This window comes from Streptomyces sp. SDT5-1 (assembly GCF_052245995.1).
Classification (GTDB): domain Bacteria; phylum Actinomycetota; class Actinomycetes; order Streptomycetales; family Streptomycetaceae; genus Streptomyces.
Genome location: NZ_CM125963.1, coordinates 930960 through 954605 on the forward strand (window position 1 = coordinate 930960; position 23646 = coordinate 954605).

A 23646-nucleotide genomic window follows, 5' to 3' on the forward strand; every position below is an offset into this window, starting at 1 on the left:
TCGTTCAGGTCACCGCACCACGACCGGCACCGTCACCCCCACAGCCTGCGGGCGTCCACCGGGCCGTGCCTGGTGGACGTCTCGGTACGATCCGTCCGCTCGGCGCCGCTGATACACGAGGGTCAACCGAGCCGTCCCCCGACGCAGACCACGAACTCTCACGACGCCCCCTTCGACGTTGACGGACGCAGGACCGCCGCCGTCCGGTCGCAGCTCGCCCCGCACCCGGTTCTCCGGCGCCGTCAGGTCGAAGGCGGCGCCCGCGGCACTGCGCACCGCACACTCGACGTCCACCGTCCCACCCACCCGTACGGTGACGGGTTCCGCGGTGAACGCGAAGGGCGCGGTCCCCGCGGGCACGGGTTGGTCACTGGTGGACTGCTCGATGGTGAGCAGCGGATACCCGGAGGCGACCCGCTCCTCGACGCGCAGCCGCTCGGTGTAGACGACGCGGTCGGACGAGGTGGGTGACGTACGGCCGTGGTGCACGTAGTACAGCTCGCTGCCGTCCGGCGAGGCGGTCAGGCTGCCGTGCCCGGTGGAGTACATGCCGATGTCGGGATTCTGCGCGAGCACCGGATTGCCCGGATGCTTGCGCCAGGGCCCCAACGGGTGCTCGGCGACGGCATAGCCCACTCCGTAGTACTGATTCTCGAAGTTGTTGGCGGAGTAGGTCAGGTAGTACGCGGTGTGCCGCCGGCCGTCGCGCACGTACTCGTGCCGCCAGGCCGTGGAACCCTCCTCCCACCGACGGTCCTTCTTCGAACCACCCGATGTCTCATGGTCGTTGACGTGCGCGTCCTCCCAGGGCTGGGGATCGGCACCGTAGGTGAGGATGGGCACGAACCCGTCGCGCCGCCGACCATCGGAAGCACCGGATCGCGGCGCGTTGGCATCGAGGTACCGAGGGTGAACGCCAGGCATGGTGGCCCCTTCGGGATCGTCCCACCAGCGCGTGGTCAGTTCGACAGCCGCAATATTGGACTCTTCGATGTACTTGCCGAGGCGGGTGTCCCACACCCAGTTTCGGTAGGCGTTGCTGGAGAAATAGAGGTAGATCCGCCCGTCGTCGAAGAGCAGATTCGGGTCGATCATCGGGATGTACGAGCCGAGCGGCGCGGTCCGGCCCTCCTCCTCGGTGGCGGGCGGGGTGAGCTGGTCGTCGCCCATGATGAGGTTGACGTCGTGGTAGTCCGGTTTGTACGGGTGGTAGTCGATGGGCCGGTCGCTGATGTCGCGGAACGGACCTTCGGGCGTGCGGGACACCGCGACACCGATCGAGCAGGGCTCTTCGAAGTCGGCGTAGCCGAAGTACTGTTCGCCGAGGTCGGCGCCCATCCGGGCCGCGTAGAACAGGAAGTACATCCCGGTGTCGGGGTTCCGGTACACCTCCGGCGCCCAGAACCAGTCCTTCCCCCACCGCTTCGGATCATCGGCCCGCAACGCGCCGCCGGGCAGCCGCTCCCACGTCGCGAGATCGGGCGACCGGTGCACACCGAAGAAGTATCCCTCGTCCGAACCACCCGTGCAGTACGCGTAGTAGTACCCGCTGGGCTCGTCGAACAGCACGTAGGGGTCGCCACCGGAGGTCCGCGCGTCGTTGACGTACGTGGCGTCGGTGACAGCTCCTCCGCGCCGTGATGCGCCGACGGCGACGCCGGGCACCAGAGCCGTGGCGGCGACGGCCACCGCCCCACCGAGAAGGGCACGCCGACCGGGCGCGAAGCGGGAACGCACGGACTCCTGACTCATGCCAACACCTTCTTCAACTCACTTACAAACAGGGGCGGTTGAGGGGATCAACACCCACCACAGTTGTAGAACGTCACATCCCAGTGATTGCCCTCGTCGGCGTACACATTGCCGGAGGCGGCCTTGTACTGCGGGGCGCCGTCGCCGCGCAGACCGATGTACGTGAAGTGGTTCTTGATGTAGCTCGTGAGGCAGGTGCTCTTGCCGAAGTCGAGCTTGTAGCCGTTCCAGTGCGAGTACGTGCCGCTCGCGTGGCCGGTCTCGGTGCCGCCCGTGATGTTGAGCGCACACGCGCTCGCCGACTTGAGCGTCTGGGCGCCCTGGGCGGTGGCGAGATTGAGCTGCTCGAACGACGTGCACGTCGAGACGTTCCGATCCGAGCAACCACCGGACGAGGACCAGGTGATCCCGGCCGCCCTGAACATCGACGTCGCCGTCGCATGCGAGATCTTCGTGACGGCGTACGCGTCGGTGGAGCTGGTCAGCACCCCGAAACCGGGTGCGACGAGCGCGGCGGTGGTGAGCGCGAGCGCGGTGAACGCGGAACGGATACGCATGGTGATCGCGGGCCTTCCTGCCAGTGCCTGAGTGGGGTGTGACAGCTGTGATGCAGGTGGATCGGCCCAGATCGTGCCAGGGTCTACGCGCGTGCGGAAGACCGTGGGCGGTTCCTCCGGTGACGGCCGTCCGAAACCTCTCTGAAGGGACGACAGGCTTTATGGCGCGGGCGTGGCCGCAGGCCCCTGGACTTCCAGCACGACAGCCGTGCCACCAATGGTCCGGTCTTCGTGCATCGTGATCGTTTGGCCGGGCTGGAGATGTCGCCACCGCGAGGGATCGAGAGGGGCAAGCCGCACCGAGGAACGCTCGCCTGGCCCCAGGGCAGGCATGAACTCGACCCACAGGCGTGCGATGTCGAGGGCTTCCCCACCGGTTGATGTTTGATTTCCGATGCTCCACATGGGCCGCAGAACACCGGCCCCGGAGAAGGCAGCCTGCCGTCGGCCTTCGCCGGCCCGCCGAAGCGTGAGATCGGCTCGGATGATCCCGTGTCGTGATTCGTAGCAGCGCCAGCGGCACCAGGCCGCGCTTCTTTCGAGCCGCATCTGCCCGGCGGCCGTGGCGAGGCTTTCCCAGAAGTCGTGCGGAAGCGGGTGGACGTCGCCGAGTTCCTCCAGGAGCCCAAGAGCCACCTCCCACTCGTCGTGGGCGAGGTGGTCCCAGATGTCATCGACCGTGATGTCGTTCTCGGTGGCGATGTCTGCGGGGACCAGGAGGGAGGCGGCTTCCAGCAGCGCGGGGACGTCCATGCGTCGATTCTGGACCACGGGCTCCTGGTGGCGCCTGGAGGTGCCCGATGACCCCCATCAACCAGATCGCCACCCCGCCCTCGCTGCTGCGCGGCTGATGAGAGCTGACCCGAAGTTCGGGTCCGACATCGGGTCCATGCCGGGCACGCTGCGCCGGAACCCGCCTTGTGCGAACTCGCCGCCCAGACTCAGGGCAGGCCCTTGAGCCTGACCTCCACTGTCCGTCACGATCACTCGGTGGTGCCGCAAGCTGCTGCTGATGCTCTTCGTCTGCGGATTGCAGGTGACCTTCCACAGGTAGACCCTGTCCTGACCACCCTCACCCAGCACCCGCTGCCAGCGCGGGTCCGTCAGGTCGGGTACGACGTCCAGACGCGACTGGGTGACCTCGATGCGGTAGGGGGCTCTGGTGGCGGCAAGTTCCGCGCGGGCATGCTGGATCAGCGCGTCACCCGCAGTGCTCCCGGCCTGGGGCGGTACCGCGGGTACGGGAAGACAGTCCGCAATCTCGCACAGGAACTGCAACGCGGCTTCGATCTTGTCGGGTGACTGCTCGCCCTTCTCCCACGCCATCACCTCGTCGCCGATGAACCGCAGCCCGAAGTCCTTGCTGCGCGGGTCGGCCAGCAGGAACTCGGCCAACGGCCCCTGCAGAGCAGCAACGGCCGCGCCTTCCTGCAGCCCTCGGACCGTGAACTGCTCGTCGAACTCGGGGTGCCCGATACGGAGGTCGTTGGGGCCGCCGAAGGCACGCGAAACGCGGCCTGTACGGCGTACGGAGAAGTCGCCGACAAAATAGGGGAGTTGCGTGGCCCACGCGGCGACGACGATCGGTTTGCCAGTGTCGTCGTCACCCGCCCCGGGGAACGACAAACGGGGCACGGAAGCCTCGAAGGAGCAGGCGGGGCGGCCGCGGTAGGTTCCGTGGCAGTAGTCGGAGGCAAGCCGTTCCGGGGTCCCGCCGGCCGGGAACGGCTCATCACGCATGAACCTGGCGACGTCCCCGTTCCGAGGTCTCTCGACGTGCTGCCACCCGAGCCGCTTCGTGAACTCGTCGTACTTGCTCAGCTCCTGGCGCCGCTTTCGGCGGCGCCAAAGCGAGGAGACGACGCCTAGGACTACGACAAAGAACGCCATGCCGATGATTTGCTGCACACTCTCAGACATCGCGTCAGCTCTCCCCTTGCCCGATACCGCTCTGCCCTGCCGGGCGGACGGTGCGCAGAAAGTCCTGGAAATCGTCAAGGACACTCGGCAGCTGGTCGAAACGTGCAGTCAGCGCAATCTCGATCTCAGCCAGCCGACGCGGCTGCTTCGGGTCCTCGAGGAGCAGAATCAGCTGGCTCTGGGCGAGCTTCTCCGGGCGGCCGTTGACGTTCGCGTCGATCCGGAGATTCTGTACGACGCCCGGAGCTTCGAACAGGCTCGGCTTGAAGTGAGTCCCCACGTCCGTGCGCTTGACGAGGGTCACCGGGCCGACCGTCTCCTGCAGTCGTTGCACCGACTCATCCGCGACGCGGTGCAGACTCGCGCCGTCCTCACGGACCGACCCAGTCACCGTGATGTTCGGCGTGAATCCCGAACCATGCGACGCGATGTGCAAGGCCACAAAGGCGGCTTTCGGCGCTCCGACTTCATCGGGCGGTGCGGCCTGCCAGCCTTCGGGGACCTCACAGGTCAGCGGCACCGGAAGGGTTCCCGGCATGGTTGATCAACTCCTATGGATATACCGGCCCCTAGAACGAGGGCCCACATCGCGGCGAACGGCGGGACGCACGCGACCTCACATCAGTGCGCTAGAACCACGAGTCGACCGTATCGGCCACGCCCCCGCCCCAGTCCTTGACCGCATCCACTCCATCACCCACAGCGTCCACGACCTTGCCCGGGTCGACCTCGACCTGCCCGCCCAGCTTGCCGCCCACACCGATCGCGGCCCCTACGTCCGCGCCGATCACCAGCTTGCCGTCTTCCATGCCGGCGTCGACATGTGCCGAGACGCCAGCACCGGCCCAGCCCTCAGCCGTGCCACCTACCCCGACGCCGGCCACGGAGGCGTGCCCCTCTGCGGATGCCTTGGCCCCGGCAAAAGCCTCGCCGCCGAGGTGCGCACCGTCCAGGCCGACGCTCGCTTTGGCGCTCGCGTCGGCACCGGCGAACGCCTGCGCCTTACCTGCCGCTTCGAAAAGCCCAGCTTCGTACTTTCCCTCCGCTGTGGCTTGGGCAAGATACGCCTTCCCGGAAGCCTGTGCCTGGAGCCTGCCGTCCTCCACACCGACCCCGGCACTGCCCTCCACTCCAAGGGCGGAAAAGCTGGCCCGGCCTGCGACATCACCACCGAGGGCCTCCCCGCGTCCCTCGGCCGCCGCCTCCCACGCCTTGGCGTCCCCAGAGGCGGACACGCCCTCGACCCTGACGCCGTGTGCGCCCTTCTCCCGACGCTCTTCAGCTTCCACCCGGTTGTCGTTGGCGCCCCAGCCTTTGTACTTCCGAACCTCCCTCGGCTGATCCTGGCTGTCGCCCTGGGGGTACTTCAGGAGATTCTCGTACTCAAGCCGACGAACCTGGACACCAATTGCCCACGGCGAGGTAGTGGCATCCTGCGCCGCCCAATACAGCCACGCGGGGGCTCCCGGATCAGATCCTCCCTGAGCCTTGAACCTTTTGGCGGCGACTTTCCCCGCCTCATCCAACTGTTCCCGGGCGGATTCCAACGTGACGACGGCACCGAGAAGGTTGCCACCCTCGTGTTGCGCGATGGCGTCTGCAGCCTTGTCCTGCGCCCACGCAACGGTGTCGGCGTACGCGCGCAGGGCCTCCGCCGTCGCGTTCAAGGAATCCGCGCCTCGATACCACTTGCCTGGCTGCGGGGAAAAGCCCTCCCAGAATCGCTCGCTGGCCGTGCCGCTCCAGCCGTCAACACGTACTGCCTTCAGGTCGTCGCCGATCCCCTCCAGGGTCTTCGACCACGTAGCCAAATGGTCGGCCTGCCCGTGGAGCCCCGGCGCGTCACCCGGGACGAGCTCCTTGGGATCCTGGGTCTCTCCCAGTTTCGCTGCCACCGCCGCTACTTCCCCCCTTGAGTCACTGATTATCGGCGCGTTGCGCAACGAGGTCAGCCGTTCGTCCCTCGTTCTTCTCGTAGAGGTCGGCCGAGCTCTTCAGGCCGTCCGCAGAGCCCTCGGCCTCGTCCTTGAGCGTCTTCGTGAGGGCCTGGTGCCAGGTGGCCAGCAGTTCCGCGTAGGCATCGGAGGCGTCGCCATGGCCGAACTCGGGTGCGTCCTCGGCGAGTTTGTCCACGTGGACCTTGTCCACGGCCTCTACGGCATCTGCGATCGACTTCGCCGACGCGCGCAACGCCTCAGGCTCGACGGTGTAGCCCGTCATACGAGTCCCCCGACTCCTGCTCATTCCGGATGTGCATGCACACCGGATCTGATGATCAACAGACGGGATTGTCGCACGCGCGTCACACGCAGACGGCGAGGACGTATTGCCGAGGAACTCGACCCCCGCGCCATCTCGCTGTCTAGCAAGCTCCGCCGTCCCCCTGTGTCCTCTGGTTCGACCCCTCACATGCTTCACCGCTGCTCCCCGCCCGCACTGCTTACGGATTACTTCGAACGAGCTTCCAGGGACGTCGACTTGACCCTCTCCAGGACTGAGGGTTCAGCCGTGAAGGGGGCCGCTCCCTCGCCTTGCCCTGGGCGCCGCCTGCCGGCGACGGGACTGATTACCAAGCAGACCCACCCGCGTTCCAGGGCTCCATCGCGAGAACGGTGCTGACAGACAATTCTGACTTCACCAACGCACCCACGAAACATCCACATGACGTGCACCGCTTCCGCCCATTGCGCTTCAGGCCGGACACCCAGTCCGAATACGTCTCCAGCGACCACCGTCACACGCAAACGCGGAAGCTCACCTCAACCAACGGCCGGAGCTGAACACAGGCCGACGATCTACCGGCCGAGCCCTTCGTTCATTCACTTTCCGTTCCTCTCCCCGGTTGACGTCGCCAAGTCGCGATGCCCCGCCGGTCGCCACCGGCAATACGGGCGAGCCGCCCGATTCGGTGACCGTCCGGGCTCAGCCGCGGAGTGCCGAGGCAAAGATGCCCGGTAGCGCGCACGGGCGTGGAAGTCGACCAGTCGGCGACCTGTGGTCGCGGCCGCCCTGTTCGACACGAACCTCGGAGGTTTCAGGCTGAGTTACCACTCGCCACGAAGCAGGTCGCGCGGCATCGGGCGGAACGGATGGCGGACGACGGCGCGTGAGGCCTGCGCCAGCAGTAGTGCGTTGCGCGCGACCCCGATGCCGCTCTGCACGTCGTCGATGGTGTGGCCGGGAAAGGCGCCCCAGGTGGCGTTGGCCGTCGGATAGCCCACGCCGGTCCAGGCGTTGACGACGATCGTGCCGTAGCGCAGGTCGGCGAGGGCGTCGTCGAAAGAGGCCCCCCTGAGTGCGCATATGCTCCGGACCTGCGCGCGATGGGCTACCAGCAGATCAACCCCATCGCCCGCTCCTGGTACCTCACCGGCGCCCTTGAACTGGAGCGCGCCTTCGACCCGCAGTTGGCGCTCGACGCGGTCGGCCGGATGATCGCGGCCAACCAGTCGGGCCCGGAGGTCGCCGCGGGGTGGCGCTACCGCCTCGACGCGGACAAGGCCGCAGGCAAGCTCCTCACCGTCGGCATCCGCTTCACCGACTCCGACACCGTACGCACCCTCCGCGTCCGCCACCGCATCCTCGTCGTCGGGGACGGCCTCGCCGCCGACCGCGACGCGCTCGTCGAGGCGACGTCGGACGTCATCGCCTCCGCGAGGACGACGGAGGGCGACCCGAAGGCCTGGCCCGCGCTCATGGACCTGCTCGACCTGTCGACGACGGCGTTTCACATGCGCATGCGGTAGGCGTGTCGTCCGACACCAAGTCGGACGGCCTTCATGACCCGCTTGCATACTGGCCATCAAATATCGGAGGTGACAAGGTAGTTCACCGTGACAGCCTGCGCATCACCGACAACCGGAAGCGTCCGCGCTTCGATCGGCACTCCCGACAAGGTGCGCGCCACGGCTTTCACCGGCGTGACCGCGGCGCTCGCACTGCTCGCAACCGGCTGCAGCCCGCCTCAACTGCCGTTGGTGGCCATCGGCAAGGGCCCCCACGGCGACGTGCGGGCCCTGCTGCACCCCTGCGGCGGCGACCGCATGCAACGGATCGAACTCCTGGGCGGATCGCAGGACGAGGAAGACGACACAGCGGTGGACGGCTGGTCGTCCAGGCCGCCCACTTCCGCGACCGGTGAACAGGAGATCAGTCTCCTCTCACCGCCGTCCGACTGGCAGGGCACCGCGCGTCCGGTCTCCCGGCTGACCAAGTCCTGGAGCTACTCGGTGAGCTTCGTCGTCGGACCGGACAACACGGTGCGGTACGAGGGCATCGCTTACTTCACGAGCGCCGACATCGACCGTCTCGCCCCCGGGCAGTGGTGGGCCGACGGCGAGCCCCTCAGCCGCGCCGCCTTCCGCTCCAAGGCGGACGACGCCTGCTGACGTCCGCCGCTCGCACTCAACCCCGATACGTCTCCAACAGCCGCAACCACACCTCGCTGATCGTCGGATACGCCGGTACCGCGTGCCACAGGCGGTCGATCGGGACCTCGCCTGCGATGGCGATCGTTGCGGCGTGGATGAGTTCGCCGGCTGCGGGGCCGACGAAGGTGACGCCCAGGAGGATCTCGCGGTCGAGGTCGACGATCATGCGGGCCTTGCCGGTGTAGCCGTCGGCGTAGAGGCCGGAGCCGGCGACGTTGGCCATGTCGTAGTCGACGGCGCGGACGCGGTGGCCCGCCGCCTCCGCCTCGGAGAGGGTGAGGCCCGCGCTGGCCGCCTCGGGGTCGGTGAAGACGACCTGGGGGACCGCGTCGTGGTCGGCGGTCGCCGCGTGGGCGCCCCAGCGGTCGGTCTCCAGGAGGGGGACGCCCTGCGCCCGCGCGGTGATCGCCGCGCCGGCGATGCGGGCCTGGTACTTGCCCTGGTGGGTGAGGAGCGCGCGGTGGTTGGCGTCGCCGACCGCGTAGAGCCAGGTGGAGTCCTTGACGCGGAGGGTGTCGTCGACGTCGAGCCAGGAGCCCGGTTCGAGGCCGACCGTGTCCAGGCCGATGTCGTCCGTGCGCGGCGCGCGGCCCGTCGCGAAGAGGATTTCGTCGGCCTGGAGGGTTGAGTCGTCGTCCAGCCGAGCCGTGACCGTGCCGTCGGAGGCGCGGGTGACCGACGTGACCGAGACGCCCGTGCGGACCTCCGCGCCCGCCTCCCGCAGCGCGTCCGCCACCAGCTCGCCCGCGAACGGTTCCATGCGCTCGAGGAGGCCCTTGCCGCGGACGAGGACCGTGACCTTCGAGCCGAACGCCTGCCAGGCCGTCGCCATCTCCGCCGCGACCACCCCGCCGCCGACCACGATCAGCCGGCCCGGGACCTTGTCCGCGCTCGTGGCCTCCCGGCTGGTCCACGGCTTGACCGAGTCCAGGCCCTGGAGTGGTGGCAGCGCGGCGCGCGTGCCCGTGCAGACGGCGACCGCGTGCCGCGCCGTGAGCGTGGTCACCGTGCCGTCCTCCGCCGTGACCGTGACCCGACGCGGTCCGTCGAGGCGGCCGTGGCCGCGGTAGAGGTCGATGCCGATGGAGTCGAGCCAGCCGACCTGGCCGTCGTCCTTCCAGTTCGAGGTGTACGCGTCGCGGTGCGCGAGGACCGCCGGGACGTCGAGCTCGCCCTGGACCGCCTGGCGCAGTCCGGGGACCCTGCGGGCGTCGGCGCGGGCGATGACCGGTCGCAGGAGTGCCTTGCTGGGCATGCACGCCCAGTACGAGCACTCGCCTCCGACGAGCTCGCTCTCCACGATGGCGGCGCTCAGTCCGCCCGCCCGCGCGCGGTCGGCGACGTTCTCGCCGACGGGCCCGGCTCCCAGCACTACGACGTCGTACGCGATGGCTTCCGTCATGCGGTCCAGTGTCTCAGTGTGGTCGGATGTGTGCGTGCCGAGCACGTGGGTACGAGCGCGGAATACGTCCGACATCCGGACGGTTGTGCACAGCGGCATTGCCCCCGACGGCTTCGCCCAGAACCCCGGAAGCAGGAAGAGGGAAAAACACCATGAGCAGCACCACCATGGAGCTGACCAAGGAGAACTTCGATCAGACGGTTACGGAGAACGAGTTCGTTCTGATCGACTTCTGGGCTGACTGGTGCGGACCGTGCAAGCAGTTCGCGCCCATCTACGAGAAGGCCGCCGAGGCCAACCCCGACCTGGTGTTCGGCAAGGTCGACACCGAGGCCCAGCCCGAGCTGGCCGCCGCCTTCGGGATCCAGTCGATCCCGACGCTGATGATCGTGCGGGAGCAGGTGGCCGTGTTCGCCCAGCCGGGCGCGCTGCCGCAGGAGGCCCTGGACGACGTGATCGGCCAGGCCCGCAAGCTGGACATGGACGAGGTCCGCAAGTCCGTCGCCGAGCAGCAGGCGCAGGCCCAGCAGGAGGGCCAGGGGCAGGGTCAGGAGGGCTGAGGCCCGACTCCCCCCTCCCCCTCAGTCACTCGACTGTCCCCGAGGCGGTCGCCCACTTGGGCGACCGCCTCGCGGTGTTTCCGGCTCCCCCAGAAAGCCCCGGAAGGCCTCGGAAGCCTCAGGTCGACTCGCGCGCCACCAGCGTCACCGCCAGCGCCTCGCGCGGCTCCGCCACGGCGTCCTGCTCGGGGTCCCGGACGAGGCGGTCCACCAGCGCCGCCAGCTCCTCGCCCGACGGCAGGTCGAGCCGCACCGTACTGAGCCGGGGCCGCAGCAGCCGGCCGAGCATCAGGTCGTCGGCCCCCATGACGGCGACGTCGCCGGGGACGTCGACGCCCGCGTCCTGGAGGGCGCGCATGAGCAGCATGGCGTACTCGTCGTTGTAGGCGAAGACCGCCGTGACCCCCAACTCCCGCACCTGTACGGCCACTTGGGATGCATCCTGCTCCTCGTAAGCGAGCGGCAGCGACACCGCCTCCGCGCCCGTCGCACGGACTCCCTCGAGCCGTGGCACCGCGAACATGTCGAGGCCCGGCTCCTTCGGCATGACGACGCCCACGCGCCGGTGGCCGCGCTCGACGAGGTGTTCCGCGGCGACGCGGCCGACCTGCCGGTGGTCCGTGAGCAGGGCGTGCGCGCCCTCGACCGGATCGGGGCCGAGGGTGATGACGGCGCGGGCGCCGGAGCGACGCAGCACGGCGATGCCGTCGGGGCCCATGCCCACCGGGCCGAGCACGGCGACGGGACGCAGCTCGGCCCAGGCGCGGGCGGCGGCGTCGCCGCTGAGGCCCACGCCGCCGTACTGCACGACGGTGTAGTCGAGGCGGCTCAGGGCGCGCTGCAGTTCGTTGAGGAAGGCGCTGTAGAGCGGGCCGATCGGGACGTCGGGGGTCGGCACGAGGACGATCCGGGTGTGTCCGGCGCGCAGGCTGCGGGCGGCGGCGTGCGGGACGTAGCCGAGTTCCTTGGCCGCCGCGTGGACGCGCCGCCGGGTCGGCTCGCTGATCCGGACGGCGCTGGTGTTGTTGAGGACGTAGCTGACGGTGGCGCGCGAGACCCCGGCGAGGCGTGCCACGTCGGCGCTCGTGGGCAGGGCGCCGGGCGCGGGCCGGGTCGGCGCGGCCGGCTGGGCGGGCTGCTGCTTCGGTATCTGCACCATGACGTACGGCATCCTTGCAGACGCCGCACGGGGCGTGCGGCTACCCCCGCGCCAGGGTCTTCCACAGCTTCGGGTCCTCGAAGTTCAGGGCCCACAGGACCGTGTTCCGCACGCCGTGTTTGCGCAGGACGGGGAGGTGCGCGGCGGTGCCCGCGGCGTCCTGGTACCAGACGGTGCGGCGGACCGCCTTCTTGCCCTTGCCCTCGGTGTACGTGAAGTGCGGGGTGCGCGATTCGGGGTCGAGGGCGTAGCGGGCGCCGACCTTGCGGCGCAGCGCCTCGGCCGACTTCGAGGTGACGTGCTGGGCGCGCTTGGAGCTGCTGCCGTCCCGCCCGTCGTCGGCACCCTCGGCGACCTTGTCCGCCTTGCCGAGTTTCCAGTTCCAGCCGTACGCCGGGATGCCCATCTCCAGTTTGGCGCGCGGGACTTGGGCGGTGGCGCGGGTGAGGATCTCGTCGTACCAGGCGGGCGAGGCGAGCGGTCCCGGCTTGCCCTGCGCGTTGTGCAGGTTGTAGCCCATGATGCGCACCCGGTCGGCGACCCTGCCCAATCGCTCGTAGTCCCAGACGCGGCCCGTTCCGCGGGTCTTGGGCATGACGGTGACGAAGCACTGTTTGTCGACGGCGTGCAGGCGGGCGCAGAGTTCGGTGGCGAAGTCGGCGTAACCGTCGCGCACCGCTCGGTACTTGTCGTCGGGTGACGGGGCGATCGACTCGTAGTCGATGTCGAGGCCGTCGTAGTCGCGGCTGCGGGCGACGGCGAGCAGGGCGTCGACGTGGCGGGCGCGGGCCTTGTCGCTGGTGAGGACGGATCCCAGGGCGCCGGGCTTCATCTGCTCCATGACGGTGGGGACGACCTGGATGCCGCGGGCGTGCAGCCCGTCGATGATGCGGCGCTCCCCCGCCCCTGTGTGCCCGGCGACGCGGGTGGCCGATTTCGTCTGGTACCAGAAGGGGCTGATGGTGCGGATCTGTGCGGAGTGGGCGAGGGCGTCGCGGTAGGCGGCCTCCTGGTCCCAGTACGGGAGCCAGGCGGAGACGGTGCGCGGGGGCGCGGCCTGTGCGACGGGGGCGGCGGGCGCGGCTGCGGCGAGGGCGGCGGTGGCTGTGAGGGCGCAGAGCGCTGTGGTGTGGCGTCGTTTCATGGCTGCGAGCCTGCGGTCCATCCGGCGTACCCGCCGCAGGGATTGGGCCGGTCGGCGTCTAACGTGACCCGCGTGACTGCCTTTACAGACGACCACGCGTACGAACACCCCGGCCGTTCGGGGCCGACGGCCACGGTGGAGGCCGAGCCGTCCCGCGTCGGCAGGGTGCGCACGGAGTACGCGCCCGCGCACGACGGCGACCCGGACCCCGGCGAGATCGTGTGGACGTGGGTGCCGTACGAGGAGAACGACGGGCGCGGCAAGGACCGACCGGTGCTCGTGGTGGCCCGGGAGCCGGGCGGCACCCTGCTGGCCGTCCAGCTGTCGAGCAAGCGGCACGACAACGACCGGGAGTGGATCGCGCTCGGCTCGGGCCCGTGGGACCGGGACGGCCGTGACTCGTGGGTGGACCTGGACCGGGTGCTGCGGGTGCACGAGCGGGGCATGCGCCGCGAGGCCTGCGCGCTGGACAGGGGCCGGTTCAACACGGTGGTGCTGCGGCTGCGGGAGCGCTACGGCTGGCGCTGACGCCCACGACTCCTGGTTTCGCGCGCCGGTCGCTCCCGCCGCTCCCCCTCCCTCCCATGAACCTGCCGTGTACGCACAGTGACCGGCAGGGCAACAGGTTCTCGCCACCCTCGACGAACTCTTGAGGCGCCCTTGTGCGAGGCGGCCGAACGGTCTTGGGTGGGGAGTCTGCGTCGCCCAGAAGGGGCCGTTTGGTGACATCCGGCCGAATCGACGCCATGGTCCCCACGGGGGACCATGGAGAGCGTGCGAACCAGGAGGAATCCCCCCATGAGCGAGGGAGACTGTACGGCGCTCGGTGATCTGGTCACCGAGGCCGAGGCGGAGGCCCTGGTGCGGGGCATCTGCTTCAAGACCGGGCCGCCCCGCAGGGTCGGGGTCGAGCTGGAATGGATCGTGCACGAGCCCCGGCCGCCCATGAAGCCGTGGCTTCCCCTACCACCCGAACGACTCGACGCGGCGTACGTCGCACTGCGCGCCCTGCCCCTGCGCTCGGCGCTCACCGTGGAACCCGGCGGGCAGCTGGAGCTGAGTTCGCTCCCCGCCGACTCCCTCACCGAATGCGTCTCGGCCATGCGGGCCGATCTCGACGCCGTCCGCGCCGCGCTCCGCGGCCACGGACTCGTCCTCTCCGGGCACGGCACCGACCCGTGGCTGCCCCCGCGGCGCGTGCTCCACCAGCGCCGCTACGACGCCCTGGAGGCCTCCCTCGACCGTGCGGGTCCCGCCGGGCGCTCCATGATGTGCTCGTCGGCGTCCGTGCAGGTGTGCCTGGACGCGGGGCACGAGGAGCCGGGCCCGCAGGGCCTGGGCAGGCGCTGGCGGCTTGCCCATCTGCTGGGCGCCGTACTGGTGGCGGCGTTCGCCAACTCGCCGATGCTGTCCGGTCGTTCGACCGGCTGGCGCTCCACACGGCAGCTGCTGTGGGAGCGCATCGACGTGGGCCGCTCCGGTGGTGTGCCGCTGGACTTCGAGCCGCGCGCGGCCTGGGCCCGGCACGTCCTGGACGCGCCCGTGATGTGCGTGCGCACCGAGGAGGGGCCCTGGCAGGTGCCGGAGGGGCTCAGCTTCCGGCAGTGGGCGCGCACGGGCGAGCCGCGGCCTCCGACCCGCTCCGACCTCGACTACCACCTGACCACCCTGTTCCCGCCGGTGCGGCCGCGCGGGCACCTGGAGCTGCGGATGATCGACGCGCAGCCGGGCGACGACGGGTGGCTGGTGCCGCTCGCCGTGACGACCGCCCTGTTCGACGATCCGGAGGCCGCGGAGACCGCGTACCGGGCGGTCAAGCCGCTCGCCGAGCGCGCGGGCCCCCTGCCCGCGCCGCACAATCCGCTGTGGCGGGACGCGGCCCGGCTCGGGCTCACCGATCCGGAGCTGCGGGAGGCCGCGACGGCCTGCTTCACGACCGCCCTGGAGGCCCTGCCGAGGATCGGCGCGAGCCCGGACGTGCGGCGGGCGGTGGCGGACTTCACGCACCGCTACGTCGTGCGGGGACGCTGCCCGGCCGACGACGTGCTCGACCAGCTCATGCGAGAACCCGCTCAGGGGAGGACCGTTCACTCATGACCGCCCAGGAGAACGTCACCACCGACCCCGAGGCGCTGCGCGGGCGCGCCGCGGCCGCCCTGGAGGCCGCGCGGCGCCGCACGACGCTGCTGACGAGCTGCGTCGACGAGGCCGAACTCACCGCCCAGCACTCGCCGTTGATGTCGCCGCTCGTCTGGGACCTCGCGCACATCGGGAACCAGGAGGAGCAGTGGCTGCTGCGCGCGGTCGCGGGACAAGAGGCGATCCGGCCGGAGATCGACCCGCTGTACGACGCGTTCGAGCACCCTCGCTCGGAGCGTCCGAGCCTGCCGCTGCTCGCCCCGAAGGAGGCCCGCGGCTACGCGTCCGACGTGCGCGGGCGGGCGTTCGACGTGCTGGAGAAGGCGTCGTTCGAGGCGGAGGGGACGCAGCGCCTGACGCGTTCGGGCTTCGCCTTCGGCATGATCGCGCAGCACGAGCAGCAGCACGACGAGACGATGCTCATCACGCACCAGCTCAGGAAGGGCGGCGCGGCGCTCACGGCGCCCGACCCCGAGCCGCTCGACCGGCCCTTCGACGGTCCGGCCGAGGTCCTCGTGCCCGGCGGCCCGTTCACGATGGGCACGACGGCCGAGCCGTGGGCCCTGGACAACGAGCGGCCCGCGCACACCCGTCTGGTGCCGCCGTTCCACATCGACACGACGCCGGTGACGAACGCCGCGTACATGGAGTTCGTCGAGGAGGGCGGCTACCGCGAGGAGCGCTGGTGGGCGCCTGCCGGGTGGGCGATGGTGCGCGAGCACGGCCTGGAGGCGCCGCTGTTCTGGCGCCGCGAGGGCGGGCAGTGGCTGCGCAGGCGGTTCGGGGTGAGCGAGCCGGTGCCGCCGGACGAGCCGGTCCTTCACGTCAGCTGGTACGAGGCCGACGCCTACGCGCGATGGGCCGGGCGGCGCCTGCCCAGCGAGGAGGAGTGGGAGAAGGCGGCCCGGCACGACCCGGCCACCGGACGCTCGATGCGCTACCCGTGGGGCGACGCCGACCCGACGCCTGACCGGGCGAACCTCAGCCAGCGGCACCTGCGCCCCGCACCCGCCGGAAGCTACGAGCTGGGCGAATCCCCCCTCGGCGTCCGGCAGTTGATCGGCGATGTGTGGGAGTGGACGTCGAGCGACTTCCTGCCCTACCCGGGGTTCGTGGCCTATCCGTACCGCGAGTACTCGGAGGTGTTCTTCGGGGGCGACTACAAGGTGCTGCGCGGTGGCTCGTTCGCCGTGGACGCGGTGGCGTGCCGGGGCACGTTCCGCAACTGGGACCATCCGATCCGGCGGCAGATCTTCTCCGGGTTCCGCACGGCCCGTGACGCCGAGCCGCGGGAGCGTGCCTGATGTGCCGTCACCTGGCCTACCTGGGGCCGCCGGTACAGCTCGGCGAGGTCGTCGACCGGCCGCCGCACAGCCTGTTCCGGCAGTCGTGGGCGCCGCGCCGGCAGCGGCACGGCACGGTCAACGCCGATGGTTTCGGGGCGGGTTGGTACGCGGACGGCGATCCGGTGCCCGCCCGCTACCGCCGCGCGGGGCCCATCTGGGGCGACGCCGCCTACCAGGACCTGGCGCGCGTGGTCCGCTCCGGGGCGCTGCTCGCGGCGGTTCGCGACGCGACGCTGGCCGGCCCCGACGGGGAGGCCGCCGCGGCGCCGTTCGCGTCGGGGCCCTGGCTGTTCAGCCACAACGGCGCGGTGCCGGGCTGGCCGCAGTCGCTGACCCCGCTGGTGCCGACGCTGCCGCCGGCCGACCTGCTCGCCATGGAGGCCCGCTGCGACGCGGCGTTCCTGTGGGCGCTCGTCCTGCACCGGCTGCGCTCGGGCGACGACGAGGCGCAGGCGCTCGCCGACACCACGCTGGAGGCGGCGGAGGCCGCGCCCACCGCCCGCCTCAACTTCCTGCTCACCAACGGCGAGACGATCACCGCGACGGCCTGGGGCGACACCCTGTGGTACCGCACCGAGCCGGGCCGTTCGGTGGTCGTCGCCTCCGAGCCGTACGACGACGATCCGCACTGGATCGAGGTCCCCGACCGCACGCTGCTCGCGGCGAGCCGCACCGACGTCCTGCTGACCCCGCTCAAGGAGCCCACCGCGTGAGCCCGTTCCGCATCACCCGCACCCTGCCCGAGGACGCCACGGGAGCCGCCCTGCGGGCCGACGCCCTGCACGGTCTGACCGGCACGCCCAAGACGCTCCCGCCGAAGTGGTTCTACGACGCGCGCGGCAGCGAACTCTTCGACGAGATCACCCGGCTGCCCGAGTACTACCCGACCCGCGCCGAGCGGGAGATCCTCATCGCGCGCGCCCGCGACATCGCGGCGACGACGGGCGCGCGCACCCTGGTCGAGCTGGGCTCCGGCTCCTCCGACAAGACCCGCCACCTGTTGGAAGAGCTCACGGACCTGGCGACGTACGTGCCCGTTGACGTGAGCGAGAGCGCGCTGCGCGGGGCGGCGGACGCGCTGCTCGCGGAGCATCCTGCGCTCGACATCCACGCCATGGTCACCGACTTCACGTCGGCGTTCGAGCTGCCGGAGACGCCGGGGCCCCGCCTGGTGGCGTTCCTCGGCGGCACGATCGGCAATCTGCTGCCGGACGAGCGGGCCGCGTTCCTGACGGCGGTGCGCGGCCTGTTGGAGCCCGGCGACTTCTTCCTGCTCGGCACGGACCTGGTGAAGGACGAGGCGACGCTGGTCGCGGCGTACGACGACGCGGCGGGCGTGACCGCGGCGTTCAACAAGAACGTGCTGGCCGTCATGGACCGCGAGCTGGGCGCCGACTTCGACCCCGGCGCGTTCGAGCACGTCGCGCTGTGGAACGCCGACGACGAGTGGATCGAGATGCGGCTGCGCTCGGCGCGGGCGCAGACCGTGAAGCTCACGGCCCTCGACCTGGAGGTGGAGTTCGCGGCGGGCGAGGAGGTGCGCACGGAGGTGTCCGCGAAGTTCCGCCAGGAGGGAGTGAAGGCGGAACTGCACGAGGTGGGCCTGGAGTTGGCGCACTGGTGGACCGACAGCGAGGGCCGGTTCGCGCTGTCGCTGAGCCAGGCGTCGGACGAGCGGCGCTAGCCGCGCTCGTCGAGGCGGCGGGTGATCTCGCGGGACGCCCGCCTCGCCTCGGAGGCCGGGTCGCCGCCGGCGAGGACCGCGGACATGTACGTCTTGATGGGGTTCTCGCCGGCCTCGACGTTCGGCCACAGCGGGGAGCGGGGCGTCGCCTTGCCGTGCGCGGCGCCGACGGCCATGGCGGCCACGCCCGGCTCACCCGCGACGGCGTCGGCGAGCGTCGTCTTGTTCGGCACGTAGTTCATGGTGCGGGCCAGGTCGGTGTTCCACTTCTCGCCCGCCAGCTCCTTGACCACCTCCACGGCGCCGTCCCTGTCGTCGGTGTTCGCGGGGACGATCAGGTCGGAGCCGCCGGTGAACACAGTGCCCGCCCTGCGGGACGTCTTGCCGGGGATCGGGAAGTAGCCGAGCTTTCCCTTGAGTTCCGGGTTCTTCTGGAGGATCCGCTGGGTGGCGCCCGGCACGGAGATGATCTGCGCGATGTCGCCGCGCGCGAACCGCTCGGCCTGCGGCGGATGCTCCTCGTCGGCGTCCTTCGGTCCCTCGCCGAGCGCCTGGAGCTGCTGGTAGAAGGCCATGCCGCGGAGCGCGGCGGGGGCGTCGAGGGTGCCCGCCCAGACGCCGTTGGTCTCCTTGGCGAGGGTGCCGCCCTCGTCCCAGACGAAGCCGGCGAGCGTGTACCAGTCCTGCCCTGCGAGGTAGATGCCCTGGGTGGCACCGGAGTTGAGTGTGCGGGTCGCGTCGAGCCACTCGGTGCGGGTGGTGGGCGGCCGGTCGATGCCGGCCCGGCGGAAGAGGTCCTTGTTGTAGACGACGACGCGGTTGGCGGCGTACCAGGGGATGCCGTACTGGCGTGAGGTGTCGACGCCGGGTTCGGCGAGTCCGGGCAGCCAGTCGTGCATGCCGAGGTCGCGGGCGGACTCCAGGGACAGGTCGAGCAGGCCGTCCTCCTCGATGTACTGCGGGACCTGGGTGTTGCCGACCTCGATGACGTCGGGGGCGCCCGGCTCGTCGCCGCGCCGCGCGTCGAGCGCCTTGGTGACCTTGGCGCCGATGCCGGTCCAGTCCTGGATCCGGATGTCCAGGGTGAGCCCGTCGTGCCGGGACTCGAAGTCCTCGGTGAACCGCTTGACGAAGTCCTCGGACGCGCTCCCCCGCATCAGCCACACGGTGACCGTGCCCGTCTCGCCGCCTGTGCCGGGCAGGGCTCCACAGCCGGTCAGGAGGGTGCCGGTGGCGAGGAGGGAACAGAAGGCCAGGGCGGAGCGGCGCGCGTTCACGTGGGTCACTTTCTGCCTGCGGACAGGGGAAGATCGGCCCGACGTGGGGGAAGAGCGCGCGGCTCGTACGGGTGTGCTGGATTTTGGTATAGACCAAGGGGTGGGTCAAGGGGCGGGAGAGGCGCCGCGCACGGATGGCGGGCCGCGCCGCGCTGGGGCACGGTGGAAGCATGTCGAATCACACGTATCGCGTCACCGAGATCGTCGGCACCTCTCACGAAGGCGTGGACGAGGCGATCCGCAACGGCGTCTCCCGTGCCTCCCAGACCCTGCGCAACCTCGACTGGTTCGAGGTCACGCAGGTGCGCGGCCAGATCGTCGAGGGCCAGGTGGAGCACTGGCAGGTCGGCCTGAAGGTCGGCTTCCGCCTGGAGGACGAGGGCTGAGCGCGCCGGTCCGCACCTCCGTGCCGACGAGCGGGCGCCGGGCGGGAATCCCCCGCGCCCCCGTGCGTTGACTCAAGGTGTGAGCACCGTGATCGAATCGACCCGCTTCTCCGTCCTCGACCGCTCCCGCACCCGCGAGGGCCACACCGACCAGGACGCGCTGCGCGACACCGTCGCGCTCGCGCAGGACCTGGAGCGGCTCGGCTATGCGCGCGTGTGGGTGTCCGAGCACCACGGGGTGCCGGGGGTCGCCGGGTCCGCGCCGACCGTGCTCGCCGCGGCCGTCGCGGCGGCGACCCGCACCATCCGGGTGGGGACAGGCGGCGTGATGCTGCCCAACCATCAGCCGCTGGTAGTCGCCGAGCAGTTCGGCGTCCTGGAGTCGCTGTTCCCCGGCCGCATCGACATGGGTCTCGGCCGGTCCGTCGGCTTCACCGGCGGGGTGCGCAAGGCACTCGGCCGCGACAAGGACGACGCGGAGGACTTCGCGGCACAGCTCGACGAACTCCTCGCCTTCTTCACCGGGACCTCCGACACGCGCGTCCACGCACGGCCCGCCGAGGGCCTCACCGTCCCGCCGTTCGTGCTCGCGATGGGCGAGGGCGCGTCGATCGCGGCGCGCGCGGGGCTGCCGATGGTGATCGGCGACTTCCGCTCCCGCGACAAGATGCTGCGCGGCATCGAGCGCTACCGCTCCGAGTTCCGCCCCTCCGCGTGGTCCGCGGAGCCGTACGTGGTGATCTCCGGGACGGTCGCCGTGGCCGGCAGCGAGCCCGAGGCACGCCGGCTGCTGCTGCCGGAGGCCTGGTCGATGGCGCACTCGCGCACGCACGGCACGTTCCCGCCGCTGCCGCCCGCCGAGCGCGTGTCGTCCCTGGAGATGACCGCCAAGGAGCGCGAGTTCTACGAGTCCGGGCTGCGCGGCCACGTCGTCGGCACGGAGCAGCAGGTCACCGAGGAGCTGGAGGCGCTGATCAAGGAGAGCGGCGCGCAGGAGGTGCTGGTGACGACCAGCACGTACGACCGCGAGGCGCTGCTCGAGTCCTTCCGCCGCCTGGCCCGCATCGCGCGCCTGACGCCCCGCTAGCCGCCCGCCTTGAGGGCGTGCAGCAGCATCGGCAGGGAGGCATGCAGTTCGCGCTGCCAGTACGGCCACGTGTGGGTGCCGGGGCCGTAGAAGTTGGTGGTGAGGTGCTTGGCGCCGGCCTTCCTCAACTGGGCGGCGAGGGCATGGTTCTGCCGGTTGAAGTCGGCCTCCAGGGCGTTCGTGGCGCCGGGCTGGTCGAGCGGGCCCGCGGTGCCGTCGCCGCAGGAGAGGTACACGGGCAGGGTCTTGAGGCGCTTGGCCAGGTAGTACGGGTCGTGGGCGGCCCAGATGTCGCGCTGGGCGACGGGGTCGCCCCACACGCGCAGGGGGTCGTCGCCCTGGCCCGCGAAGAAGCCCATGATGCGGCTGGTCGACTCGTCGTTCAGGAGCGGGTGCGCGGAGCCGGAGTAGGCCGCGGCGGCCTTGAACATGCCGGGGTGCCGGGCCGCGTACAGGAGCGCGCCCTGGCCACCCATCGACAGGCCCGCGACGACGCGGCGCGGTCCCGCTCCCCAGTCGCGCTCCAGGAGGCGGCGCAGATCGCGGGTGTGGAAGGTGTCCCAGGCCGGGTCGCCGCCCGCGCCGTGGTTCCACCAGTCGCTGTACCAGCCGTTCCAGCCGGCCTCCGGCATGACGACGAGGACGTCCCGGAGGCTGTCGAGGGAGGCCACGTCCGTCTTGGCGGTCCAGGACGTGTAGTCGCCGCAGCAGCCGTGCAGCAGCCACAGCGTGGGCCACTGCTTGGTGCGGTCACCCGGGTCCCAGCCGTCGGGCGTGAGGAGCCGCACCTTCACCGTCCGCCCGCCGAGCGCGGTCGCGCGCACGGAGAGGTCCACCTGGCGTTCGGCGACCTGGCGGACGCCGACGACCTCGGCGGCGGGCCTGACCGTCGTCGCGGCGACGGCCGTCGGGGCGGAGGCCAAGGTCAGCAGGAGCGCCGCGAGGACGAGCAGCAGGCGTCTGGTGCGGCGGCGCAGCGGTACGACGACGGTGGTCATGGCGGCTCCCTCGGGACGTCGGCCACAGGTTCTCAGGGTCTGTCGGGCAGCACCAGCAGAGCGTCGCCGACCGGGCGTTCGCCGGTCGCGTCGGACGGGTCGTTGATCACCGCGCCGTCGACGACCATGGTGGTCGAGCCGCCGCCGTCGAGGTTGATCGCGTCCTTCAGGCCGAGGGCCTTGGCGACGGCCGCGCTCTCGTTGATGCTCAGGCCGAGCGATCCGGTGCTGCGGCCGTCGGCGGTGACGAGGACGGTGCGGCCCGCGGCGTCGGTCCCCGCGAGGGTGCGCGGGTTCCGTTTGTGCACCCAGCCGTAGTAGAAGCTCGGGTTGCCGGGCTGCACCATGCCGTCGGTGGCGGGGGTGACGTGGAGGCGGCCGTCGCGGACGAGTTCGGGGCCGCCGTTGAGGACGCTGGTGTCACGGGAGGCGGTGAACGGTCGGCCCTTCGTGTCCCGGAGCCCGCCGTCGATCCGCAGGGTCCGTCCCACCTTCGCGAGCGCGGTGAGCTTCGCCGCGTACGTTCCGGTGGCCTGGACGCTGCGTCCGCCCGCGGGCAGCGTTCCGCCGCGCGTCGTGCGGACCTCGACGACCCGGCCGAAGCGGTCGAGCACGGCCTCCGCGCCTTCGCCCTTCGGTGTCTCCTTGCCGAACTCCGGGGTGAACGCGACGAGTTCGTCGGGGTCGGCGCAGGTGGTGTCGTGCAGCGGGCGGGCGGTGGGGGTGTCGTCGGCGGTGCCGCCGCAGTTGCGGATCAGGCCGGGGACGCGGTCGATGCCGTCGAGCGGGAAGCGGGTGCCGCCTACCGTGACCGTGCCGCGCCAGGTGAGGCGGGAGACGGCGGTGGAGCGGGCGGAGTCGTGGACGACGAGGGCGGGCCGCCCGTCGACGGCCTCGCTGAGCAGGCGGCCGCCGTAGACGCCGACGCCCGCCGGGTCGCCGGGGGCGCCCGCCTTGGGGTCGAGGACGAAGAACCCGGCGTTGATCCCGGCGGTCGCGCCTTCGGCGGCGGCGAGCGCGCTGGTGGTCTCCCGGTTCTCCAGGTCGGGCCCGTACGACGCCGTGAGGCCGCCGCGGAACGTCTTCGGGTCGATGGTGAGCACGTCGACGCGCCACGGTCCGCGGTCCCCCGCGTCGCCGTCCCAGCCGGTGTACCAGGCGGACCCGGTGTATCCGGCGGCGCGCAGCCGGGTGCGCTCGGCGGTGGCGGCGGCCTCGCTCGGGAACGTGCCGACGCGGACCCGCCAGCCGAGCGTGCCGCCCGCGTAGTCGGCGGTCCGCGCGGTGGTGACCTTCTCGGAGCGCGCCGCGAAGCCCTTCGCCCGCAGGCCCGAGGCCAGTTCGGCGGCGCTCGACTCGTCCTTGAGGGCGGTCGGCGGGGCGTCGGGATCGGGCGATCCGGCGCCACCCGGGATGGACACCTCCACGGTCCACGCCATGGCCGGGGCGTCGGCGCCGCGCACGATGCGGGTGAGGGTCACGCCGGGCTGCAGGGTCCGCGTGGTCCGGGTCTCCGTCAGGTCGGCGGCGCCGAGCGGAAGGCCGTGCCGGGGCGGGGCCGGGGCCGCGGGAGTCGCCGCCGTGCCCACGAGGGCGAGCGCGCACAGCGCGGCGCCCGCGCCGAAGAGTCTGCCGTTCACGAACCCCCCACTGCTCCGGATGACGACCTCCGTAACGGTGCGTGAGGCCGTGACCACCAGTCAAGGCATGTGCACATCATTCATCGGGCGTTCTCCGCGCCGCCTCCGCGGCGACGTGGGTGGATCATGGAGTACGACAGCCGACGCAGCCCGACCGGGAGCCCG

Annotated in this window: 24 protein-coding genes; 10 read left to right on the top strand and 14 right to left on the bottom strand. The window is 71.1% G+C overall.

Annotation, left to right across the window (positions count from 1 at the left end; translation table 11 throughout):
• Positions 1-9 precede the first annotated feature (9 nt).
• The 8 genes from ACTWJ8_RS04410 to ACTWJ8_RS04445 all read right to left on the bottom strand — a co-directional run bounded on the left by ACTWJ8_RS04410 (position 10) and on the right by ACTWJ8_RS04445 (position 7450).
• The gene (locus ACTWJ8_RS04410) at positions 10-1752 is read right to left on the bottom strand and encodes a family 43 glycosylhydrolase (protein WP_443262967.1); all 1743 of its coding nucleotides are present in this window, start codon (positions 1750-1752) and stop codon (positions 10-12) included.
• A gap of 47 nt (positions 1753-1799) precedes the next feature.
• Entirely contained in the window at positions 1800-2309 is a 510-nt protein-coding gene (locus ACTWJ8_RS04415) for a hypothetical protein (RefSeq protein ID WP_443262968.1), read from the bottom strand.
• A gap of 159 nt (positions 2310-2468) precedes the next feature.
• Entirely contained in the window at positions 2469-3062 is a 594-nt protein-coding gene (locus tag ACTWJ8_RS04420) for a hypothetical protein (protein WP_443262969.1), read from the bottom strand.
• Between the two features lie 57 nt (positions 3063-3119).
• Positions 3120-4229: a hypothetical protein gene (locus tag ACTWJ8_RS04425; protein WP_443262970.1), complete on the bottom strand. Its 1110-nt coding sequence runs from the start codon at positions 4227-4229 to the stop codon at positions 3120-3122.
• A 4-nt stretch (positions 4230-4233) separates the two neighbouring features.
• Positions 4234-4767 carry a hypothetical protein gene (locus ACTWJ8_RS04430; protein WP_356380498.1) on the bottom strand — a complete coding sequence of 178 codons (534 nt, stop codon included), beginning with the start codon at positions 4765-4767 and terminating at the stop codon, positions 4234-4236.
• 91 nt (positions 4768-4858) lie between these two features.
• Complete coding sequence (locus ACTWJ8_RS04435) at positions 4859-6124, bottom strand: putative T7SS-secreted protein (protein ID WP_356380501.1); 1266 nt, start codon at positions 6122-6124, stop codon at positions 4859-4861.
• Positions 6125-6146: 22 nt separating this feature from the next.
• Positions 6147-6449, bottom strand: a complete 303-nt coding sequence (locus ACTWJ8_RS04440; protein WP_443262971.1) for a WXG100 family type VII secretion target — start codon at positions 6447-6449, stop codon at positions 6147-6149.
• A gap of 824 nt (positions 6450-7273) precedes the next feature.
• Positions 7274-7450 carry a hypothetical protein gene (locus tag ACTWJ8_RS04445; protein WP_356380507.1) on the bottom strand — a complete coding sequence of 59 codons (177 nt, stop codon included), beginning with the start codon at positions 7448-7450 and terminating at the stop codon, positions 7274-7276.
• A 102-nt stretch (positions 7451-7552) separates the two neighbouring features.
• On the opposite strand from ACTWJ8_RS04445, the gene ACTWJ8_RS04450 reads away from it, so the two are divergent.
• Positions 7553-7975 (top strand): hypothetical protein, encoded by a 423-nt coding sequence (locus ACTWJ8_RS04450; protein ID WP_443262972.1) that lies wholly within the window; start codon positions 7553-7555, stop codon positions 7973-7975.
• A gap of 150 nt (positions 7976-8125) precedes the next feature.
• Positions 8126-8617, top strand: coding sequence for a hypothetical protein (locus tag ACTWJ8_RS04455; RefSeq protein ID WP_356380513.1), 492 nt, complete (start codon positions 8126-8128; stop codon positions 8615-8617).
• A gap of 16 nt (positions 8618-8633) precedes the next feature.
• On the opposite strand, the gene ACTWJ8_RS04460 is transcribed toward ACTWJ8_RS04455, so the two are convergent.
• Positions 8634-10061 carry a dihydrolipoyl dehydrogenase family protein gene (locus tag ACTWJ8_RS04460; protein WP_443262973.1) on the bottom strand — a complete coding sequence of 476 codons (1428 nt, stop codon included), beginning with the start codon at positions 10059-10061 and terminating at the stop codon, positions 8634-8636.
• A 152-nt stretch (positions 10062-10213) separates the two neighbouring features.
• Here ACTWJ8_RS04460 and trxA point away from each other — a divergent pair, with 152 nt between their 5' ends.
• The gene (gene trxA, locus ACTWJ8_RS04465; RefSeq protein WP_443262974.1) at positions 10214-10621 is read left to right on the top strand and encodes a thioredoxin; all 408 of its coding nucleotides are present in this window, start codon (positions 10214-10216) and stop codon (positions 10619-10621) included.
• 118 nt (positions 10622-10739) lie between these two features.
• Here the strand turns inward: trxA and ACTWJ8_RS04470 are convergent, their stop codons facing one another.
• Both ACTWJ8_RS04470 and ACTWJ8_RS04475 read right to left on the bottom strand, forming a co-directional pair.
• Positions 10740-11780 (bottom strand): LacI family DNA-binding transcriptional regulator, encoded by a 1041-nt coding sequence (locus ACTWJ8_RS04470; RefSeq protein WP_443262976.1) that lies wholly within the window; start codon positions 11778-11780, stop codon positions 10740-10742.
• Positions 11781-11820: 40 nt separating this feature from the next.
• Positions 11821-12924 carry a glycosyl hydrolase family 18 protein gene (locus ACTWJ8_RS04475; protein WP_356380525.1) on the bottom strand — a complete coding sequence of 368 codons (1104 nt, stop codon included), beginning with the start codon at positions 12922-12924 and terminating at the stop codon, positions 11821-11823.
• Between the two features lie 72 nt (positions 12925-12996).
• Here ACTWJ8_RS04475 and ACTWJ8_RS04480 point away from each other — a divergent pair, with 72 nt between their 5' ends.
• The 5 genes from ACTWJ8_RS04480 (at position 12997) to egtD (ending at position 18093) form a co-directional block, all read left to right on the top strand.
• Positions 12997-13452 carry a type II toxin-antitoxin system PemK/MazF family toxin gene (locus ACTWJ8_RS04480; RefSeq protein WP_356380528.1) on the top strand — a complete coding sequence of 152 codons (456 nt, stop codon included), beginning with the start codon at positions 12997-12999 and terminating at the stop codon, positions 13450-13452.
• Between the two features lie 270 nt (positions 13453-13722).
• Positions 13723-15021, top strand: coding sequence for an ergothioneine biosynthesis glutamate--cysteine ligase EgtA (egtA, locus tag ACTWJ8_RS04485; protein WP_356380531.1), 1299 nt, complete (start codon positions 13723-13725; stop codon positions 15019-15021).
• The gene (gene egtB, locus ACTWJ8_RS04490; RefSeq protein ID WP_443262978.1) at positions 15018-16367 is read left to right on the top strand and encodes an ergothioneine biosynthesis protein EgtB; all 1350 of its coding nucleotides are present in this window, start codon (positions 15018-15020) and stop codon (positions 16365-16367) included. Before egtA ends, egtB begins: the two co-directional genes overlap by 4 nt.
• Positions 16367-17122: an ergothioneine biosynthesis protein EgtC gene (gene egtC / locus ACTWJ8_RS04495; RefSeq protein ID WP_443262979.1), complete on the top strand. Its 756-nt coding sequence runs from the start codon at positions 16367-16369 to the stop codon at positions 17120-17122. Before egtB ends, egtC begins: the two co-directional genes overlap by 1 nt.
• Positions 17119-18093, top strand: a complete 975-nt coding sequence (gene egtD, locus ACTWJ8_RS04500; RefSeq protein ID WP_443262981.1) for an L-histidine N(alpha)-methyltransferase — start codon at positions 17119-17121, stop codon at positions 18091-18093. The genes egtC and egtD overlap by 4 nt, the downstream gene beginning before the upstream one ends.
• On the opposite strand, the gene ACTWJ8_RS04505 is transcribed toward egtD, so the two are convergent.
• Positions 18090-19379: an extracellular solute-binding protein gene (locus ACTWJ8_RS04505; RefSeq protein WP_443262982.1), complete on the bottom strand. Its 1290-nt coding sequence runs from the start codon at positions 19377-19379 to the stop codon at positions 18090-18092. The genes egtD and ACTWJ8_RS04505 overlap by 4 nt on opposite strands.
• Before the next feature lie 161 nt (positions 19380-19540).
• Here ACTWJ8_RS04505 and ACTWJ8_RS04510 point away from each other — a divergent pair, with 161 nt between their 5' ends.
• Both ACTWJ8_RS04510 and ACTWJ8_RS04515 read left to right on the top strand, forming a co-directional pair.
• Positions 19541-19756, top strand: coding sequence for a dodecin (locus tag ACTWJ8_RS04510; protein ID WP_356380546.1), 216 nt, complete (start codon positions 19541-19543; stop codon positions 19754-19756).
• A 79-nt stretch (positions 19757-19835) separates the two neighbouring features.
• A complete protein-coding gene (locus ACTWJ8_RS04515) occupies positions 19836-20843 on the top strand; it encodes an LLM class flavin-dependent oxidoreductase (RefSeq protein WP_356380549.1) in 1008 nt (335 codons plus the stop codon).
• On the opposite strand, the gene ACTWJ8_RS04520 is transcribed toward ACTWJ8_RS04515, so the two are convergent.
• Positions 20840-21841, bottom strand: a complete 1002-nt coding sequence (locus tag ACTWJ8_RS04520) for an alpha/beta hydrolase (RefSeq protein ID WP_443262983.1) — start codon at positions 21839-21841, stop codon at positions 20840-20842. The two genes, ACTWJ8_RS04515 and ACTWJ8_RS04520, sit on opposite strands and share 4 nt — an antisense overlap.
• A 32-nt stretch (positions 21842-21873) precedes the next feature.
• Positions 21874-23481, bottom strand: coding sequence for a phosphodiester glycosidase family protein (locus ACTWJ8_RS04525; RefSeq protein WP_443262985.1), 1608 nt, complete (start codon positions 23479-23481; stop codon positions 21874-21876).
• Positions 23482-23646: the final 165 nt, after the last annotated feature.